16 protein-coding genes and 2 pseudogenes are annotated in these 17,291 nt (G+C 41.6%); 15 read left to right on the top strand and 3 right to left on the bottom strand.

Annotated elements, in window-relative coordinates:
* Nucleotides 1-156 precede the first annotated feature (156 nt).
* The 10 genes and pseudogenes from ACM0OX_RS17635 (at nucleotide 157) to holA (ending at nucleotide 9,115) form a co-directional block, all read left to right on the top strand.
* Nucleotides 157-603: a DUF1257 domain-containing protein gene (locus ACM0OX_RS17635; RefSeq protein ID WP_414516380.1), complete on the top strand. Its 447-nt coding sequence runs from the start codon at nucleotides 157-159 to the stop codon at nucleotides 601-603.
* A 3-nt stretch (nucleotides 604-606) separates the two neighbouring features.
* Nucleotides 607-813: a DUF2997 domain-containing protein gene (locus tag ACM0OX_RS17630; RefSeq protein ID WP_414516379.1), complete on the top strand. Its 207-nt coding sequence runs from the start codon at nucleotides 607-609 to the stop codon at nucleotides 811-813.
* A gap of 142 nt (nucleotides 814-955) precedes the next feature.
* Nucleotides 956-1,213, top strand: a complete 258-nt coding sequence (locus ACM0OX_RS17625; protein WP_104902201.1) for a hypothetical protein — start codon at nucleotides 956-958, stop codon at nucleotides 1,211-1,213.
* Entirely contained in the window at nucleotides 1,210-2,826 is a 1,617-nt protein-coding gene (locus ACM0OX_RS17620) for an AAA family ATPase (RefSeq protein WP_414516378.1), read from the top strand. Before ACM0OX_RS17625 ends, ACM0OX_RS17620 begins: the two co-directional genes overlap by 4 nt.
* 104 nt (nucleotides 2,827-2,930) lie before the next feature.
* The gene (locus ACM0OX_RS17615) at nucleotides 2,931-3,482 is read left to right on the top strand and encodes a WGR domain-containing protein (protein ID WP_414516402.1); all 552 of its coding nucleotides are present in this window, start codon (nucleotides 2,931-2,933) and stop codon (nucleotides 3,480-3,482) included.
* Nucleotides 3,483-3,857: 375 nt separating this feature from the next.
* Nucleotides 3,858-5,309: a DNA polymerase III subunit beta gene (gene dnaN, locus ACM0OX_RS17610; RefSeq protein ID WP_414516377.1), complete on the top strand. Its 1,452-nt coding sequence runs from the start codon at nucleotides 3,858-3,860 to the stop codon at nucleotides 5,307-5,309.
* Between the two features lie 321 nt (nucleotides 5,310-5,630).
* Nucleotides 5,631-6,040: pseudogene (locus tag ACM0OX_RS17605) on the top strand (XisH family protein).
* Nucleotides 6,028-6,381, top strand: coding sequence for a XisI protein (locus tag ACM0OX_RS17600; RefSeq protein WP_414516376.1), 354 nt, complete (start codon nucleotides 6,028-6,030; stop codon nucleotides 6,379-6,381). Before ACM0OX_RS17605 ends, ACM0OX_RS17600 begins: the two are co-directional and overlap by 13 nt.
* Nucleotides 6,382-6,656: 275 nt before the next feature.
* A complete protein-coding gene (gene dnaX, locus ACM0OX_RS17595) occupies nucleotides 6,657-8,144 on the top strand; it encodes a DNA polymerase III subunit gamma/tau (RefSeq protein ID WP_414516375.1) in 1,488 nt (495 codons plus the stop codon).
* Nucleotides 8,141-9,115, top strand: a complete 975-nt coding sequence (holA, locus tag ACM0OX_RS17590; RefSeq protein WP_414516374.1) for a DNA polymerase III subunit delta — start codon at nucleotides 8,141-8,143, stop codon at nucleotides 9,113-9,115. Before dnaX ends, holA begins: the two co-directional genes overlap by 4 nt.
* Nucleotides 9,116-9,528: 413 nt before the next feature.
* On the opposite strand, the gene ACM0OX_RS17585 is transcribed toward holA, so the two are convergent.
* Nucleotides 9,529-10,020: a hypothetical protein gene (locus ACM0OX_RS17585; RefSeq protein ID WP_414516373.1), complete on the bottom strand. Its 492-nt coding sequence runs from the start codon at nucleotides 10,018-10,020 to the stop codon at nucleotides 9,529-9,531.
* Between the two features lie 117 nt (nucleotides 10,021-10,137).
* Entirely contained in the window at nucleotides 10,138-11,223 is a 1,086-nt protein-coding gene (locus ACM0OX_RS17580) for a helix-turn-helix domain-containing protein (RefSeq protein ID WP_414516372.1), read from the bottom strand.
* Between the two features lie 96 nt (nucleotides 11,224-11,319).
* Between ACM0OX_RS17580 and ACM0OX_RS17575 the strand changes: the two genes are divergently transcribed.
* The 5 genes and pseudogenes from ACM0OX_RS17575 (at nucleotide 11,320) to ACM0OX_RS17555 (ending at nucleotide 16,880) form a co-directional block, all read left to right on the top strand.
* Nucleotides 11,320-12,039, top strand: coding sequence for a multiubiquitin domain-containing protein (locus ACM0OX_RS17575; protein ID WP_414516371.1), 720 nt, complete (start codon nucleotides 11,320-11,322; stop codon nucleotides 12,037-12,039).
* A gap of 9 nt (nucleotides 12,040-12,048) precedes the next feature.
* On the top strand, nucleotides 12,049-13,449 hold the full coding sequence (locus ACM0OX_RS17570; protein WP_414516370.1) for a HesA/MoeB/ThiF family protein: 1,401 nt from the start codon (nucleotides 12,049-12,051) through the stop codon (nucleotides 13,447-13,449).
* Entirely contained in the window at nucleotides 13,446-13,790 is a 345-nt protein-coding gene (locus ACM0OX_RS17565; RefSeq protein ID WP_414516369.1) for a DUF6527 family protein, read from the top strand. Before ACM0OX_RS17570 ends, ACM0OX_RS17565 begins: the two co-directional genes overlap by 4 nt.
* A 194-nt stretch (nucleotides 13,791-13,984) precedes the next feature.
* A pseudogene (locus ACM0OX_RS17560) lies at nucleotides 13,985-14,234 on the top strand (hypothetical protein); the annotation flags it as partial.
* A gap of 57 nt (nucleotides 14,235-14,291) precedes the next feature.
* The gene (locus tag ACM0OX_RS17555; RefSeq protein WP_414516368.1) at nucleotides 14,292-16,880 is read left to right on the top strand and encodes a DEAD/DEAH box helicase; all 2,589 of its coding nucleotides are present in this window, start codon (nucleotides 14,292-14,294) and stop codon (nucleotides 16,878-16,880) included.
* 62 nt (nucleotides 16,881-16,942) lie between these two features.
* On the opposite strand, the gene ACM0OX_RS17550 is transcribed toward ACM0OX_RS17555, so the two are convergent.
* Nucleotides 16,943-17,290: a hypothetical protein gene (locus tag ACM0OX_RS17550; protein WP_414516367.1), complete on the bottom strand. Its 348-nt coding sequence runs from the start codon at nucleotides 17,288-17,290 to the stop codon at nucleotides 16,943-16,945.
* Between the last annotated feature and the right edge of the window lies 1 nt (nucleotide 17,291).

Below are 17,291 nucleotides of genomic sequence, written 5' to 3'. Positions count from 1 at the left end.
TCTCCCCTTGGGAGAGGCGACTGGCGTCAAGTGGCGTTGTAGAGGAAGACAATACGCCCACACTTCCTAAGCTTGCTAGGGAAGGAACTTTTTGCTTCCTTGTCTATCACCACTGTTCGCATTAATTTACCAGTCCACAGTATTTAGAGGTAGGAAATGTCGCACTTTTCAACTGTCACTACAAAACTAACTAACCGTGAATGCTTAGTACAAGCTCTACAAGATTTACAGCTTACCGTCCAAGTTTATGAAAAACCACAATCCCTGAGAGGTTATTACGACGACTCCCAAGGACAAAGTGCTGAGATTGTTGTCCCTGGTCGTAGTTTAAGTGTCCGTGCAGATATCGGGTTTAGGTGGGATCAAGAGGCAGGGGTGTATCAACTGATCCATGATGCTTATGAAACTGTACCCCGACTAGGAGAAGACTTCTTTTCGCACACCCTAATACAAGCCTACGGACAGAAGATGGTTCGCGCTAAAGCAGCCCAGTTACAAGAACATCTGGGAGAATGCACCATCACAGAAGAAACCAATGGTCAGGTACATACCCTGCGTCTTGCATTTTCAGCACACCAGCAAACTCAACAAGTTCGGAGGTAATTTATGGAACGGGCAATCTTGATACATTTTGACACTTCTACAGGTGAAGTGAAAATAGAAGCCGAGGGATTTGAGGGATTGTCGTGCCTAGAAGCAACTCAACCTTTTGAGGAAGCTTTAGGCATAGTGCAAGGCGATCGCACTTACAAACCAGAATCTCAGCAACAGCTTCGTAGCATCATTACTCATCAACAACGACTGCACCAATAAATAATGAGAAGGGAGACGGGGAGACAACCGAGAAATATCTTCAATAATTCCCCCTGATCTTCCCTATCCTCCTTGTTCCTCACCTAAACAAACAATAAACACTCGATGGGGGACAAGGAAAATCCCCCCGCATAATTTTTCTATGAGCGAACTACCTGAAGATTATCCGATGCTCCATATTTATCCCTCAAAAGGAGCGCGGCAACCAGTAATTATCAAAGGAAATGCGGAGGGACTGTGCGCTTTAGTCAATGCTCTAATTTCCGCCATTGCTCATCCAAATTCTTCTGGAGTTGCTGAAGTGTTTAACGGCGATGCCGAAGTTTACGAAGTAGTTGTGCATCTTGTTACCACTCACGAAAAACTTTCTCCCGTACCCGATCAAAATTCGCAACAATGAAACTATCAAACCTGATTACCACCATTGATTCTCAAATACCCATTGTGGCAATAGATGTTCTGTCCCCCGAAGAAGCCACTATCATTCAGTGGTTAACTACTGAAGTGATGGATAAACTTAACAGTCCTGTGTACTTCTGGAATTTGGGAGTTTCCGGCTTGGAGCAATGTCTGATTGCTGACGACGGTGGACTGGTGTTCAAATCAGTCGAAACTTATAAAAAGCCTCATAACATAGATCCTTTAATATATGTGTTCGAGTACATCAACAATTTCGGCGGTAATGGGGTTTTCATCCTGGGAGATGTTCACCCTTTTGTGGGTAAAAACTCCCTGCAATTGAGTTGGGAAATCCTCACCAGAGTAAAAAACTTGTACCATCGCCTCAAACCGACTGAAAAGCGAATTGTGTTTTTAGGTCAAAACATTCAACTGCACGAATCCCTGCTGAGACTAATTCCTTGCTGTGAAGTTCCTTTGCCCAGCATTGAGCAAATTCAAGACCACTTAGAATCATATTTGCTGTATTTGCAAGAATCTGCCAGTGAGCAAGAGGTAACTTTTACCGTATCTCTCACCACTGAAGATAAAGAAACCTTGGCAAGAGCAGCTTTAGGGCTAACCTTGGAGGAAATTAGCGACTTTCTCCGGCTCACTGTTAAGGAGCGATTAACTTCTAAAGGTATAGTAATTGATACTACGGTTATCCCTTTGGTTGTCGAATACAAAACCCGCCTACTGTCTCAGATGGGTATTGAATTAGGTAAACTGGCGACCATACCCTTTGGTGGATTAGACCTGTTGCGCGATTGGTTGCAACGCCGCCGTCGGTTATTTTCCCAGGAAGCGCGATCGCTAAATCTACCCCAGCCTAAAGGGGTGCTACTGGCAGGGCCACCAGGGACGGGTAAATCGATAGTAGCAAAGAACATTGCAACCATACTCAATCTTCCACTGCTGCAATTAGACATTGCATCAATGCTTGGTAGCCTGGTGGGAGAATCTGAGGGCAATGTCCGCCGCGCACTCAAGACTGCTGAAGCGATCGCACCCTGTATCTTGTGGATTGATGAGGTCGAGAAAGCACTTTCAGCTAATGGCGATACCTCTGGAGTCTCACAAAGGATTTTGGGAAATATCCTCACTTTCATGTCTGAATGTACGGCGGGAGTGTTTGTGGTGGCAACTTGTAATGACCCAACAGCGCTGCCTATTGAGTTCAAGAGGAAAGGGCGGTTTGATGAGAATTTCTTCGTTGACCTGCCTACTGAGTTTGAACGTTGCCAGATTCTCAAAATTCACTTAGAACGGTTTGGTATAGAAGTTCCACAGGAATATTTAGAGGCGATCGCTGCTGCTACTGACAAATTTAGTGGTGCTGAGTTGGAAACCCTGGCATCAGAAGCAGCACTACTGGCTTTCGATGAAGGAAGACCTCAGCAGGTCACACTGGCTGATTTAGAAAATTGCCAGCTAAACATCACCCCTTTAGCGGTTCAAGATGCTGCTGCTGTTGAGCGGATGCAGTCTTGGTCAAAGATTGCGCGACCAGCTTCCAGTCCTGTGCAGGTGTCTAAGAAAGGTCTTCGTACTTCTAGGTTCCGTACTAATTAGGTATTCCCAAATTAGTAATGATTTGAAGCTTTTGTCAAATGAACATTTCAACAACAGATGTTCATTTGACATGGCAATACTTTACTCTAAATTATGTCAAAAATATGGAAGTTTACTTAATATTTGTAAATGCGGCTCAGAACAGTAACAAATTCTGGAGTGCAAAAGTTGAGCAAGGTAATCTAACTGTTGAGTGGGGTAGGGTCGGCTACAAATCTCAGCAAAAAGTTCACTCTTTCGGTAATTATCAACAAGCAGTTTCTAAATTCCACAATCTCGTGGCTGAGAAGAAAATGAAAGGCTACCGAGAAAGCCAACCTCAAATTGATAGTACTTCTGATTCTCTAGAAATCAAAAGAGCTATCCAATTACTGGAGATATTGCGCCCTTATGTGGCACAAAGACAATTTGCCAATAGAAATTATCTAGAGACATTAAACCAATATTTGAAAATCGTTCCTACACCTTTAGGAATGAAAATAGACCCGTCTCGAATATACCGCGATGTGGCAGATATTGAGCATCAACTATCACTGCTGAACTCTTTGTTGGAAACTGATTCTGTGCTGGCTGATAACACTACAGAAGAATCTGCTAATAACAGCAAAGTTATTAGTTTAAAAAGCATTGGAAAGAACTTTTGGAGGCATTTGTAGAACTTAATAAGCTGTCGCGCATTTAAATTTGATAATTTAGCGCCTGAAACCGTTTCCTGTCTTAGATTGCCTTGTAAAACTAGATGACGAACAGCTTAATTCAGGAGCAAAGCCAGAGGCTCCGAAAGCTGTGATCAGAATAAAGGCTTACTTGAGAGCCGTTAAATGGGATATACAGCAAAATTCAGGAGTAAAACAGGCTTTATATCTGGCTTTGAGACTTAGCTTGTATGCTTCACTAACTTGAAATCCTCTGTATCAGTAAAACTCTGTATGTCTTACAGAGTAAAAGCATCTGATTCAAAACTTCACATCCTTTATTTTCTGCTATCGCAGTCACCTTTCTAACAATGACGCAACCAGAAATAAATCATCATGACTCAAACAGCATCGAAACAAAGGGTAAAGCCTGCCAATCAGACAAAGCAAACAAGTGTAGCTACTCCTAAAGGCGAAAATGAAGTATCAGCAAATATCCCAGAAATATCTACAGGTAAAAAGAAAAAACCTACATCTCCAGATCCTGATACTTCAACTGAGCCTATCTCAAATAAGCGTACTAATAAACGTTCTGCCAAATCAGAGTTAAACTCTCAACCACTTATAGAATCAGGAATGGAGGTAATCTGCTCACAAACTAAATTTCACGATGCACTCTCTTTAGTTAGTTGTGCTACCCCAGCTAAACCTACCCATCCGATTCTTGCTAATGCTCTAATCATTGCAGATATCGAAACACAACAGATACATTTAACTGTTACTGATTTAGCATTAACAATTCAGGCAAGTTTTGAAGCCCAGGTGTTGCTCAAGGGTGAAATTACTGTGCCAGTGGAAATGCTATTTGAGATAGTTAAGCATTGCCCTAATGGTAATATTAGCCTCAGTAGTCAGACTCAGATTATACAGCTTATTGATGAGGATAAGCAAACAAAAATCTGCTCTCTCAGTTTATCTGATACTGATGGAAAATATGAAATTAGAGGCATTAGTGCTGAAGAATTTCCACCTAGTTCTACAATTGATGCTACTCCCATTCCTTTGCCAACAACAGTTTTCAAAGATGGTTTGAAAGGTGTAATTTATGCTGTAAGCACTGATGAAAATAAATATATCTTGACCGGAGTTCATATCCAACTTACACAGGAGAAGTTAAAGTTTATTGGTACTGATGGGCATCGAGTCGCAACCACTGAACTTTCAACTCAAGGAATTGGTAGAAAACCCCGCCAACAAGTAGAATCTTCAGAGATACAATTTACTATTCCTGGTCGGGTCCTCAAGGAACTAGCGCGTAACTTGGATGATTCTGTCGAATTCATTAATTTGTTGTATGATGCCCAAAGTAATCGCTTGGGTTTTGCTTGGCAAGATATTATCCTCAGATGTCAATGTCTGGAAGGAACTTACCCTGACTGCGAACAGCTATTGGCAAGATTTAGCTTTGACCGAGAAGTAATCCTAGAAAAAGCATTCTTAGTCAAAGCATTAGAACGCTTATCTGTGTTAACAGATAAAAAAGAGAAAGGTATTTACTTACAGTTTGATGGAAGTTTGCAGCAGCTACGACTATCAATTGAACGGGAGTTTGGCAAAGGTGATCAGGTTATTGCTGCTCATCTACCATCAGAAATGTCATTGAATATCCAGTTTAACCTCAAGTATTTAGTAGAAGCAGCCAAGGCAATTCCTAGTTCTGCTATCAAAATGCACTTGCAACAATCAGATCATCCTGCCATGTTGGTTCCTTATGGAGATAGACCAAATCCAGAACTGCAAATGGAAATGCGTCAATTCTTATTGCCACTGTACACTCTAAATGCTTAATAAATGTTAATCGGAATATTGAAGTTTTGTAGGGTGTTTTGGATACGAGTGGTGTTTATTTTAGACGGGGATTTGAGGAACTCTGGACAAAACTGGACAACATGAACGAAAATCCTCGATTTTGACAAATAGAAACTGTGCATTTTGGTGGTAAATATCCGACCATTTGCCGCCAAAATGCCAAATTTATCCAGTTTTATCAAGAAAAAAGGAAGCAAAGCAGGGTGCAAGAAGGAAAGAGAGAAAAGTATGTTTTAGAATCTAATCGTTACCCAATATGGTAAACACTTTACAATCAGAGTATTATTCAATAGTTCCGCCATGCCAGCAAAAGACATATACCATAATGAAGTCAGGAACGCATTGATAAAAGACGGTTGGACTATCACATTACTTTATCAAATATGAGGATGCTGAACTCTACGCCGACCTAGCAGCATAAAAACCAATCGCCGCAGAACGCCAGGGACAGAAGATTGTTGTAGAAATCAAGAGCTTTGTGGGCAAATCACTGATGTATGATTTTCACGTCGGCGCTGGGACAATACATAGTCTATCGGAAACTCATTCAACTTACAGAGCCAGAATATAAGCTTTATTTAGCTGTTGATGATGTTGTCTATGAGAACTTTTTTCAACGTAAATCTGTACAAGCAGTCATCAATGAAAATCACCTGCTGTTAATAGTTGTAAATATAGAAAAGGAGGAAGTTCGGCAATGGATAAGCTAGAGCAATACCGCAATGATATCAAGAAGATATTGACTGAGTATTACGAAACTACTAATACTCAAGTTATAAAAAATGGGGGAGTTGAAGTAAGCGATCGCTTGGCTTTTGATGAAACAAGAGATCAATATCTTTGGTTTAGGTTTGGCTGGGATGACAAAAAGCAGATACAGTATATTATCATCTATCTCTGCATTAAAAACGGCAAAGTTTGGGTGGAAGAAGATGCAACTAATTTATGCGTTGTTGATGATTTGCTATCAGCCGGAATACCCCAAGCAGATATTGTTTTGGGTTTCCATCATCCCAGTAAACGAGGTTTAACAGAATTTGCTACTGCTTAATGAGGCAAATGAAGAGTGTTGAGTTTCAAGTGCTGAGTTGAAAGACCGCCCACAATTCGGAAAGTATCAACCTTCTCCTGATAAAAGGATTCCGCCCACAAGGGGAGTTGCTCTTACCAAGTACATAAGTCAGGCGTACTTTTTAATTCACTCAGGACTCAGCACTGAGTATGGTAAATTCTACTAGGAACGGTTGAGTAAATCAGGCTACTTTGGATTCAAAATTACACCCCCTTAACAGGGGTAAGGGCGACAAATTAAGGTTAATGAATCCTATGTCTACAGTCGCCCTACATCAAAAATATCGACCCCAGACAATAGCCGAATTAGTTGGACAGCCCTACATCAAAACTGCTCTGACTAATGCTGTCAAATACCTGCAAATTGCACCAGCTTATTTATTCACAGGTTCTAGAGGCACAGGTAAAACATCAACTGCTCGGATATTTGCTAAATCCCTCAATTGTCTCAACACTAAGAAACCAACTGACCAACCTTGTGGTATTTGTCAATCCTGCCGTTCAATTGAAACCAGTAATAGCCTAGATGTTAGTGAAATTGATGCTGCTTCTAATAATGGTGTAGATGATGCCCGTGCTTTAATTGAGCGGAGTACCTTAGCACCTGTTGCAGGACGTTACCGGATTTTTATTCTCGATGAGTGCCATTGTCTAACCGGTAACGCCTTCAATGCTTTACTTAAGTGTATTGAAGAACCGCCACCTCATGTTGTTTTCATTCTCTGCACAACAGAATTGCACAAGGTGTTACCTACCATTGTCAGCCGTTGTCAGGTGTTTAATTTCCGCACTTTGTCTGTTCAGGCAATTGTACAGCACCTCGGTATTGTAGCAGATGCAGAATCTATCTCTATTGATGAGGAGGCACTAACAGCGATCGCACGCCTGGGCGATGGTGGATTGCGGGATGCACTGCAATTACTGGGTCAGGTGAGTCTTTTAGATGAAGATATCACTGCTAATCATGTCATGGAAATCGCTGGTGGTGTGACAGAAACAGAATTAATGTCAATTTTACAGGCAATATCCACCAACAACACCTTTAACTTGCTGCAAGTAGCGAGACTTCTAGTGGACTCTGGTAAAACGCCCAAATTGATTCTCTCCAACTTACTGCAAACATACCGAGATTTACTGATTATCAAGTCTGCACCCAAAGAGCAATCCTTGCTAACTGGTTGTGTTAGCTATGCTCAACTCAAGGTTTTAGCAAATCACTGGAATTTCGAGACGCTTAACTTGTCTCTAACAGAGTTACAAAAAGCAGAAAACTATCTTCGGTACACAGTAAATGCTGCTGTATGGCTAGAAGTTTGCTTACTGAACCTGATGCCCAGTTTATTTCCTGTCAGTGCAACCAAGACGCTAACTACTAAACCTGTAAATGACGGCAAGTTGCTACCAACAGTTGGAGTATACACCACAAATAAGGTGACAGCTAAACCTGTAGATGACAAATTGTTACCAGCAGTTGCAGCCCAAACTACTAACCTGGCTCAAATTTGGCAGCAGGTGATGGATACAGCTAAACCCAGCAATCAAAAGCTGTTGGCTCATGCTCATCTCGTTAAATTGCAAGGTGACAAGGCGATTTTAGAGGTTACACCAGCTTACCTGAATAAGTTTGAGAGTAGTAAAGAAGCGATCGCTAAAATGCTGCAACGAGCTACCCAAAGTCAACAACCAATGACTGTATTAATTAAAACTGCCAACAAGAGCAGTAACGGGAGGGTAAAAGCATGATTGTATTGTTAACAGGTGACGACCAACACGCCATCCAGGAACAGCTAAACCAATACAAAGCAGAGATTGATTCCCAATGGCTCACACTTTGCTATCACCGATTTCCAGCCGATCGCCTTGACCAAGCTATCAGTGTAGCTCGCACTCGTTCCCTGACTGGTGGTAAAAAACTGGTGATTGTGGAAAATTGCCACCTCAAGCAGTGGGGTGATACTGAGTTGGAAACCTTGCAGCAGCTTGTTCAAGTGCCTGAATTCACAATTCTGGTGTTTGTCGCCACCAATGTAGATAAGCGCCTAAAGATTTACAAACATCTTGTTAAGTATGCCAAGTTGTTTGAGTTTCCATTGATACCACCTTGGCGTACTGATTTGATTGAGAAGGCGATTAGTACTCAGGCTAAAAAAATTAAGCTGGTGCTGTCAAAGGGTGCAGTGGAATATCTAGCAGAAGCAATTGGTAACGACATGACCCGTGCAGCCACAGAGTTACGCAAACTGTATATTTATGGTAATGGCAGACAACTTGAGCTTGCAGAGGTAAAAGAGTTAGTGCCATGTCAGACTCAAAGTAGCCTACAACTGGCATCTGCTATTCGCCAAGGAGAAAGCAATCAAGTTTTGCACCTGCTGGATGATTTACTGTCACGCTCGGAACCATTAATGGTGATTGTTGCTACTCTCCTAACGCAGTTTAGAACTTGGCTGTGGGTTAAGTCAGCGATGTCTGCGACGGGCTACGCCTACGTTTCTGGGGTTAAGAAAGATAGTGAATTAGCTCAACTGTGCAGTATCAGCAATCCTAATCGCATTTACTATTTGCGTCAGGAGGTGGCAAATACGAGCATCAACGCTTTAGCTAAAGCAGTGACTATGGTGCTGGATTTAGAGATGTCTATCAAGAGAGGTGTTGAGGCTAAAGATTTACTACCAACAATTCTTAGTGTTAGCAGGTTATTCAAGTTAACTTAATCAACATAAAGTTGACTGAGAAGTTTGGATTTTGGATTGTATATTTGATTCCAGTCTAAAATCCAAAATTAGTTGTTTAAGTAAGTCATAAGTCAAATATAATTTTTTAATTCCTAAATCAATTGCTCAGGAGTTATAATTCGCGGAGTAATAATAGGAAAATATTCAGGATTACGGCTAATAATCGCATCGAATAGATTAAATACAGCAGTGGATGAATAGCATCTTTAAAATCCCTAATATTGGCTATTATAGCCATTCTAATTACAGCCTGATCTACTCTAGCAATTTGACAGAAGGTAACTATTTGTCTAAAAAAATAGTTAAATATCGACCTTTTTATTTACGGATAAGATAGTAAAGGTCGGCAAGCTTGGCTGTAGTTCCAAGAGCGATATTTTTGGGTATTTCCGTCAAATTATTTTAGATAAACAATCTTCTGCTTCCTTCCTTAACAAATGACAACGAGTCATTGCAGTTATATTGGACAATCCCTGTTGGAGAAAGTCCTGGCTAATTACTTGACGATCAAGCATTAACTCAAATAGCAAGCTCAGTGGGTAATATTGGATACGTTCTATTTCAGCTAATCTTGCCAACTCAGGATTAATTATTAAAAGAATGTATTCAGACTTTTGAGCTAAGGCAAACGCATAACCTTCGTCCTGACATAGGGTTGTATTACTCCGACAGTATTGCATCGCAAAGGTTGCCATTTCTGGATCAAGTGATTGAATTTGTAAACCTAGCTTTAGTAGCTTTTGTCCGTCATAGTCTTTTAATTCACGCTCGTAAAGAAGATCGGTGACATTGACTTCGATAGGTAAGTTGAACAGTGGTTCGAGAAACCCCACTCGCTCTAGTGCTATCAATATTGACGGATTTGATACCAACAACTGCATCACATTGTAGTTAAGATAATGAGCATTTTAAAAAGAGAAAAATTACATATTAAACTCTTCAATTTACAAATACGGCATATGTTTATAACAATTGTATTAGTATAATTGACTAAAAACTACCTAGCGTGTATCTCTATTTGGAATAGATTCTGCTTGAGCAGAATCCATCCTGGCTATCAAATCACACACTGGTAGACCTAGCAGTTCTGCTGCTTTAGCTTCAGAGATAGCATTTTCTGATAAAGCCCTAAAACAAAGTCGTTCAAAGCGGTGTGGTTCTTCTTTAGGTACTGGAAATGGTTCATAAGGAGGAGTCCGCCACCCTCTTCGCCCAAATTCAGCAAACAAACTTTGAAAAGTGGAATTATCAATAATTTCTAAATCTTTACATCGATAAGTTAATGCCTGCATACTAACTCCCAGTAATTGCTTTAACTGAGCAAGCTCTGCAATTGTTAAGCGACTACGGCGCTTGCCAATTTCAAGCCATAAAATTGAGGCGGGCATGAGAAATGCACTTGCAACTCTATGAGCGACTTTCTCTACATCAAGGTTGGGCGAAGTAATCAGCACCATATGCCCAAGTTCATGCATTAGTGTAAAGCGTTGCCGTTCACCATTATCATCTGCATTAATCACAATAACCGGCACCTGCTTACGGTTACGGCGTTTTACCCAGCAGGTTAATCCTGAGACGTTATTGTTTAGGGATAGAGACAAAATTTTAATGCCTTGAGATTCAAGAAATTCAGCCAAATTAAGAATTGGATCAGTCCCTAATTGCCAGTAAACACGCAGGCGTTCAGCCACAAACTCGGCATCTTTCAGTGAATTTACAGGAAATGGAGCTTCACGAGGTGAGTCCCATTCCGTAGTTGGAGCATAAATAATCTCTTCAATTTCTAGATATCGCTCAACATGGCTCAGAACCGCCGCTACAACGTGAGTCTCCTCTTTCTTACTGGTAATTTTTTTCTTCCTAAATTCTAAACCTTCGAGTTCTAGCTCACTTTGTCCCAGTAAATATGTCTCAGAAACCCCTAATGCTTTAGCAAGAGCTATTAGTGTCGTCGAGTTCGGCATCATCTCGTCCCGCTCGTACTTTCCGATTGCCTGGGCTGAAACTAAGTTTTCAATTTTTGATTCTAGTTCTCGTAATGACAAGCCACTTCCTTGTCTTGCTAGCTTTAATCTTTTACCAATCATAATTTATCCGTAATTATACTAGTTTACAAATTTCTGTTTTTTAAACTATTTTGTAAACACATTTAAATAAACGAAGTATCCAATAAGAAGGTCAGCATGATTAAGGTAGATGGTGAACAGCCCTTTGTAGATGAAATTATTGATCTAGAGGAGTTTGCTAAATCAGGAAAGATACCTCCTACACAATGTCGTGGTTACAGAATTAGGATTGGTAAGCAATTCTATACTGTAACCCGTTCAATGATGACAGGACGTGAACTGCTAGAGTTAGCAAGTAAGACCCCACCAGAGCGGTTCCGTATTGACCAGAAGTTTCGAGGTGGACAAACGAAGCGAGTTGGGTTAGAAGAAACGGTCAATCTAGCTACGCCAGGTGTTGAGCGTTTCCAAACACTACCGCTTGACCAGACCGAAGGCTATACTGCCCGTCGTCAGTTTCGCCTGCCTGAAGTAGATGAAGAATATCTTAATGCCTCTGGTTTACTGTGGGAAACAGTTGTTGAGCCTAGCAACCGACGTGTCATTCTCTATAATTTTCCAGTACCAGATGGATATAACGTCCGCACAGTTGACTTAAATCTTCGGATTGAAACGGGCTATCCTGATACCCAGCTTGACATGGTGTATTTCTATCCCGCTCTGGTGTCAAGTAATGGACAAGCGATCGCAGCAATCCGTAATGACACTTTTGATAGCAAAATTTGGCAACGTTGGTCAAGACATCGTACACCTGCTAACCCCTGGATGCCTGGTGAAGATTATATTGGTACGCATTTAGGGTTGGTTGAACATTGGCTGGAACGTGAACTAAATTAAGGTGAACCGATGAAATACTCTGTGACTATGACTGCTGATCAGCAGGCAGAAATTAAGGCACACGTTCTGCCTTCTGACGGCAAAGAAGCAGTTGCCATCGCTCTTTGTGGTCGTCGTGCTGGAGCTACTAGCCATCGTCTGCTTGTCTACAAGGTTATTCTTGTTCCTTACGAAGTTTGTTCAGTTCGAGAAGCTAATCGCGTTTCTTGGTCAACAGATCTATTGATTCCATTACTAGGGGAGGCGTCAAGACGGGGAATGGCAATTCTTAAAATTCATGGGCATCCGCAAAATTACCCTTGGCACTCTGAAGTAGATGATGAATCTGACCGTGAACTATTTCCTTCCATCTATGGCTGGATGGAGGATGATTACCCCCACGCCAGCGCAATTATGTTGCCCAATGGACAGATTATTGGACGCATTGTATCTCCAGACGGAATGTTTGAATCACTCGAAGTTGTTAAAGTTGTCGGGGAAGATTTGAAGTTCTATTACCCTAATACAAATTTACAAATTGTACCGGAATTTGCCAAGCGAACAGCACAAACTTTTGGTGAAGACACATATGCCAAGCTTAAATGTCTAAAAATCGGTATTGTTGGTTGCTCTGGCACGGGGAGTTGGGTTGTAGAACAACTTGGACGGTATGGTGTAGGTGCATTAGTGTTAGTTGACCCTGATTATGTTGAGGAAAAGAATTTAAACCGTATTCCTGCCTGGATGATTGATGCCCAAACGAAAATACTAAAAGTGGAGATGGCGCGACGAAATCTTGAATTGATGGGTTTAGGAACTCAAGTTGAGATATTTTCTACCAGCTTATTCAATTCTGAAACCGTGCGATCGCTCGCAGATTGTGACGTTGTTTTTGGTTGTGTAGACACGATCGATGGTCGTTGGCTCTTAAATCGTCTAGCAACGTTTTACTTGCTGCCTTACTTCGATTTGGGTGTAAAGTTGGAGGCTGATGGCAAAGGTGGTATTGATCAATCCTGTGGCGGTATCCAATATCTTCAGCCAGGGCAAAGCCTTTGGAGTCGAGGTATGTTCACACTAGAGCAAGTTCGGGCGGCTGGGTTAAAGCGAACTAATCCGGAGGAGTATGAGCAACTACGTCGTGACAAATATATTGCTGGATTACCACCAGATGAACGACCTGCTGTTATTAGCATCAACATGAATATTGCATCGTTTGCAGTGTTGGAATTCTTAGCAAGACTACATCCTTACCGAGAGGAACCTAATTCACAATATGCTTCCTTGATGTTCAGTTTTAGTCAAATGCAACTATACACTGAGCCAATGGCAACTCCTTGTCCAACTTTAGTGAAGCACGTAGGGAGGGGTGATGTGATTCCTCTATTAGACAATCCTGAGTTAAGTGATACAGAGGTGATTTTTGTATGAAATGGTTTTATTATGCCTATCGAATACTAAAACTATGGCTGTTAAGACAACCACTGCCACTACGAACTGTGTGGGTAATGGATTTACCCGATGAACTGCATTCTAGATGTGTTTACATTGCTGGTGAAGGTGAGTATCTTTGGTACGCTGCAATGTGCTGCCCCTGTGGCTGTGGTACAACTTTACACATGAGTTTAATGCCAGAAGGTTCTCCAAGGTGGCACTTAACAGAAGACCTAGACGGCACAGTTAGTTTACATCCTTCCGTTTGGCGTACAGTAGATTGTCGAAGTCACTTCTTTTTGAAAAAAGGTTTAATACATTGGTGTTCTAACAATTGATCTGAAGTGTGGACAACATAAAGAAATTGATGTGATAAGATTGGGAACCAATTAAGCTTCTGAGCCACTAGAAAGAGATAGAAATAGCCTCGCCCTGAGCTTTATTCACATAATATGAATGCAGTAAATAAACACTGTTTGAGTTTTAACTAACACAATTCGATAGAGTATAAATCTGGTGAATAGGGGGTTAAGTTGAGGCTGCTAAAACTCTATTTGCTGATTGTAAGAGTAAGCAAGCGCAAAACTTTTGTCGTTATCTCGAAAAACATAGCGATGCCTACGGCGGGGTACGCCTACGCCTTATCAACTACGAATACTATCAAGCTGAACAAAGAAAGTTCGATTGAATCTGCCGTTAAACAAGTTGACCGTCGAACTAAGATTTATGGAGCACAGTGGAAACGAGAAAATGTGCCTCAGACCCCCTATTACTTATCCTAATTTAATATCACTCCCCCAATGGGGGATTTTTTAGGGCAGTGAGCGAAAAACACCGCCATGAACACGCCCAATTATAGTGCCTTACTACAAAGCTTTTGGACACCACCTCGTACACCCATTACAGAAAATTCCAACTCAAATAACCATCTTACTGAACCAACAGATATTACTGAATTTCTAGGTGAAGATTTACTCTGGCAACAGACTATCCCTGCCAAAGAACCTAATCTGAAAAATATCCCTAATGACCTGCCAACTAAATTAATTAAAGCACTTCAATCATTAGGAATCACCCAACTTTACTCTCACCAACTTCAAGCCTTACAAGCAATTAGACAAGGTAAAAGTTTAATCCTTACCTCTCCCACAGCCAGTGGCAAAACTCTCAGCACATACCCCGCCATTCTGGAAGGTTGTATAAATCAAGAACATCGAGCATTAGCATTTTATGGACTACGAGCATTAGCGCTAGACCAGTTCCACAAAATCTCTGAACTACTCTCTACCATACCAACACAATCCAGACCTATACTGGCAATGATCACTGGAGATGTCAAATCAGAAAAACGAGAACAAATCCTCAAGAGTGAACCGCATATTTTAGGTGTCACACCAGAATTAATCCACTTTCAACTCAAGCAAGCCTGGAAATCCGCGCATTGGGCAAACTTTTATCAGCGATTGCGCTACATATTAATTGACGAAGCTCACACCCTCTCAGGCAGCTATGGCGCAAATATGTCCTGGCTGATTCGTCGCATTAAACTAGCAGTAGATCATTACGGTGGCGACTCCAAGAAACTGCAATTTATCTTCCTGAGTGCCACTTGTGGTAATCCTAAACAACTGGCTCTGAAACTCTCCGGCTTAAAACCAACTAAACTCAACCCCAAACCCCTAATTTGGATTCGCAAAAGTGGAGCCGCTTCACCATCCAGACAAATAATAATCACTCAGCCCAGTTACAATTTGACTGGTGATACCGCTCGAATAATTCAATTTTTGCTCAATCAAGGTAAATCAGGTATCGCCTTTTGTAACTCCCGTCGCAGTGTGCGGGAACTCACAGAATTACTCAAATCAAACCAAGTAGCCGCTTTCTACAGTGGCATAACTTCTGAGCGTCGTACAGAAGTAGTTGACCAACTCCAGTCTGGCACGATCAAGTGGATTATTGCCACAGAAGCATTAGAAGCTGGAATTGACCTACCAGAATTAGAATGTTGCATTTTGCGTGGCTGGCCAGGTTCCAAAATGGCATACCAGCAACGCAGTGGCCGCGCCGGACGTTCTCAGTCTGGACTGACAGTGCTGCTTCCCAATGCTCTCAATCCTATTGACTGCTATGTAGCAGAACATCCAGAAATGCTGGTATCAGGAGAAGCTGAGGAAGTCTTCTTTAACGACGAATATCCCATCTTTGCTGCTAAACATTTGATGTGTGCAGCAGCCGAAACTGGTATTCCTACTAATAAAATCAAGCACTACTTTGGCACAGCAGCTTACGAGGTAGCAAAACTCCTGTTAGCCCAAGGGCATCTAAATAAAGGTCGTAATGGACTGTGGGCAAAAGGCTATCCCCATAAAGATGTTAACTTTCGGGGTGGCTTATCCCAAACTACCATCAAGCTAGTAGATGCAGAATCTGGGGAAGAACTAGAGGAAATCTCAGAAGATATTGCTCACCGGGAAGTCCATCCCCAAGCCATCTACAAACGACAAGATGCCAATGGACGAATGCTGACTTATCGGTGCATCTCCCTTGACTTGAACAGCAAGCAAGCAATTTTAAAACAGACAGCAGATAGCTCACTGTTTACAGTTGCAGTTACAGAATCAGAAACCAGCAGCCTAACAGTGCTGACAGATCCGGTGAAGTTACCATTGCTGTTTTCTCAAGTCAGTGATGTTGATGATTGTCAGGAATACTTAACCCTGGAACTTAGTTTTGGTGAAGTTAAACACATTACCAGTGGTTACAGTTTAATGACCCAAATCTATGAGCAGACTTGTTTGAACAAGCGGTGTCTTAACTATAAAGAGCTGCTACCTAAAGAACGTCGTTGTCCACTTTGTAGCAAACTCACACGCAAAGCTGTAATTGTGAAAACCCTATCAGAAGAAAAGTTTGAGCAGCCTTTCCGTACTCAATTTTCTGCACCAATGGTCAAAGTAGCAATTAACTCAAGTGCGCGGGAATACCTCCAGCACAATGCTTTGGAAACTAGAACCAATTTAACCCGCAGTGGAGAACCAATTCCACCAGGCTATCAACAGTTGTGGGAATATTCCAGTACCTTGATTGCTATCCACAGCTTTGGGCATCAAATTATGAGAGCGTTACAGCTGGTGGCTAGAGTTGACCCAAAACAGGTAAATTTTACAGTAGTGAAGGAGTTAGGGGAAAATAACAATTACACAGGCTATTTCTATGATACCAGTGATGGTGGTAATGGTGCGGCTGAAGCTGTGTTTAAACATCTGCCAAAACTTGCTAGTGCTGCTAGAGCGATCGCACGAGATTGTAATTGCGATACTGGCTGTGCCAAGTGCCTAATTCAACATGGTTGCCCTGATGGTAACATTGCTTTATTGAAGCAAATGGGATTACTGTTGTTAGATGCGATCGCCTCCGACAAAACGTAGCCTATCGCTACACCTGATGTTTGACACAAGCATCGTCGTAAACATCGCTCAACTTCCAGATTTTATTGTCCCAGATACTCAATCACTGCCTCCAAGTCTGCGATCGCCCGATTAAATCGATTGAGCATTGCTTCTGCTACTTCTGGTTGAGCGTTGACAGTTGGTAGTTTTTCCCTCACCACACCTTTGAGCGCTTCTAGCCACAGCGACAAATTTGTATGTCGAACTGCTGTCAACAATCCCATATTGGTGAGAACAGACAAATGAAATCCAAGTTGGTCTTGTCCACCGTAACCCAAATATCCGTTACTCAGTTCTAGTTTTTCTGGAGTAAACTCAAAATACTGGTCAGAGGTAATACCAGATCCTTCGAGTTTGGGTTGTGGTAATGGAGGTTGGGATTGAGTCATT

Origin of the sequence: Nostoc sp. PCC 9305 (assembly GCF_963920915.1) — a bacterium.
In the GTDB taxonomy this organism is placed as follows: Bacteria; Cyanobacteriota; Cyanobacteriia; order Cyanobacteriales; family Nostocaceae; genus Nostoc.
The sequence above is the reverse complement of the archived record's forward strand: the minus strand, read 5'-3'. Positions and strand labels throughout refer to the sequence as shown.

What these genes read in the sequence shown, in the direction of transcription:
- ACM0OX_RS17635 (WP_414516380.1), top strand. Translation starts at nt 157, where the DNA reads ATGTCGCACTTTTCAACTGTCACTACAAAACTAACTAACCGTGAATGC.
- ACM0OX_RS17630 (WP_414516379.1), top strand. Translation starts at nt 607, where the DNA reads ATGGAACGGGCAATCTTGATACATTTTGACACTTCTACAGGTGAAGTG.
- ACM0OX_RS17625 (WP_104902201.1), top strand. Translation starts at nt 956, where the DNA reads ATGAGCGAACTACCTGAAGATTATCCGATGCTCCATATTTATCCCTCA.
- ACM0OX_RS17620 (WP_414516378.1), top strand. Translation starts at nt 1,210, where the DNA reads ATGAAACTATCAAACCTGATTACCACCATTGATTCTCAAATACCCATT.
- ACM0OX_RS17615 (WP_414516402.1), top strand. Translation starts at nt 2,931, where the DNA reads ATGGAAGTTTACTTAATATTTGTAAATGCGGCTCAGAACAGTAACAAA.
- dnaN (WP_414516377.1), top strand. Translation starts at nt 3,858, where the DNA reads ATGACTCAAACAGCATCGAAACAAAGGGTAAAGCCTGCCAATCAGACA.
- ACM0OX_RS17600 (WP_414516376.1), top strand. Translation starts at nt 6,028, where the DNA reads ATGGATAAGCTAGAGCAATACCGCAATGATATCAAGAAGATATTGACT.
- dnaX (WP_414516375.1), top strand. Translation starts at nt 6,657, where the DNA reads ATGTCTACAGTCGCCCTACATCAAAAATATCGACCCCAGACAATAGCC.
- holA (WP_414516374.1), top strand. Translation starts at nt 8,141, where the DNA reads ATGATTGTATTGTTAACAGGTGACGACCAACACGCCATCCAGGAACAG.
- ACM0OX_RS17580 (WP_414516372.1), bottom strand. Translation starts at nt 11,223, where the DNA reads ATGATTGGTAAAAGATTAAAGCTAGCAAGACAAGGAAGTGGCTTGTCA.
- ACM0OX_RS17575 (WP_414516371.1), top strand. Translation starts at nt 11,320, where the DNA reads ATGATTAAGGTAGATGGTGAACAGCCCTTTGTAGATGAAATTATTGAT.
- ACM0OX_RS17570 (WP_414516370.1), top strand. Translation starts at nt 12,049, where the DNA reads ATGAAATACTCTGTGACTATGACTGCTGATCAGCAGGCAGAAATTAAG.
- ACM0OX_RS17565 (WP_414516369.1), top strand. Translation starts at nt 13,446, where the DNA reads ATGAAATGGTTTTATTATGCCTATCGAATACTAAAACTATGGCTGTTA.
- ACM0OX_RS17555 (WP_414516368.1), top strand. Translation starts at nt 14,292, where the DNA reads ATGAACACGCCCAATTATAGTGCCTTACTACAAAGCTTTTGGACACCA.
- ACM0OX_RS17550 (WP_414516367.1), bottom strand. Translation starts at nt 17,290, where the DNA reads ATGACTCAATCCCAACCTCCATTACCACAACCCAAACTCGAAGGATCT.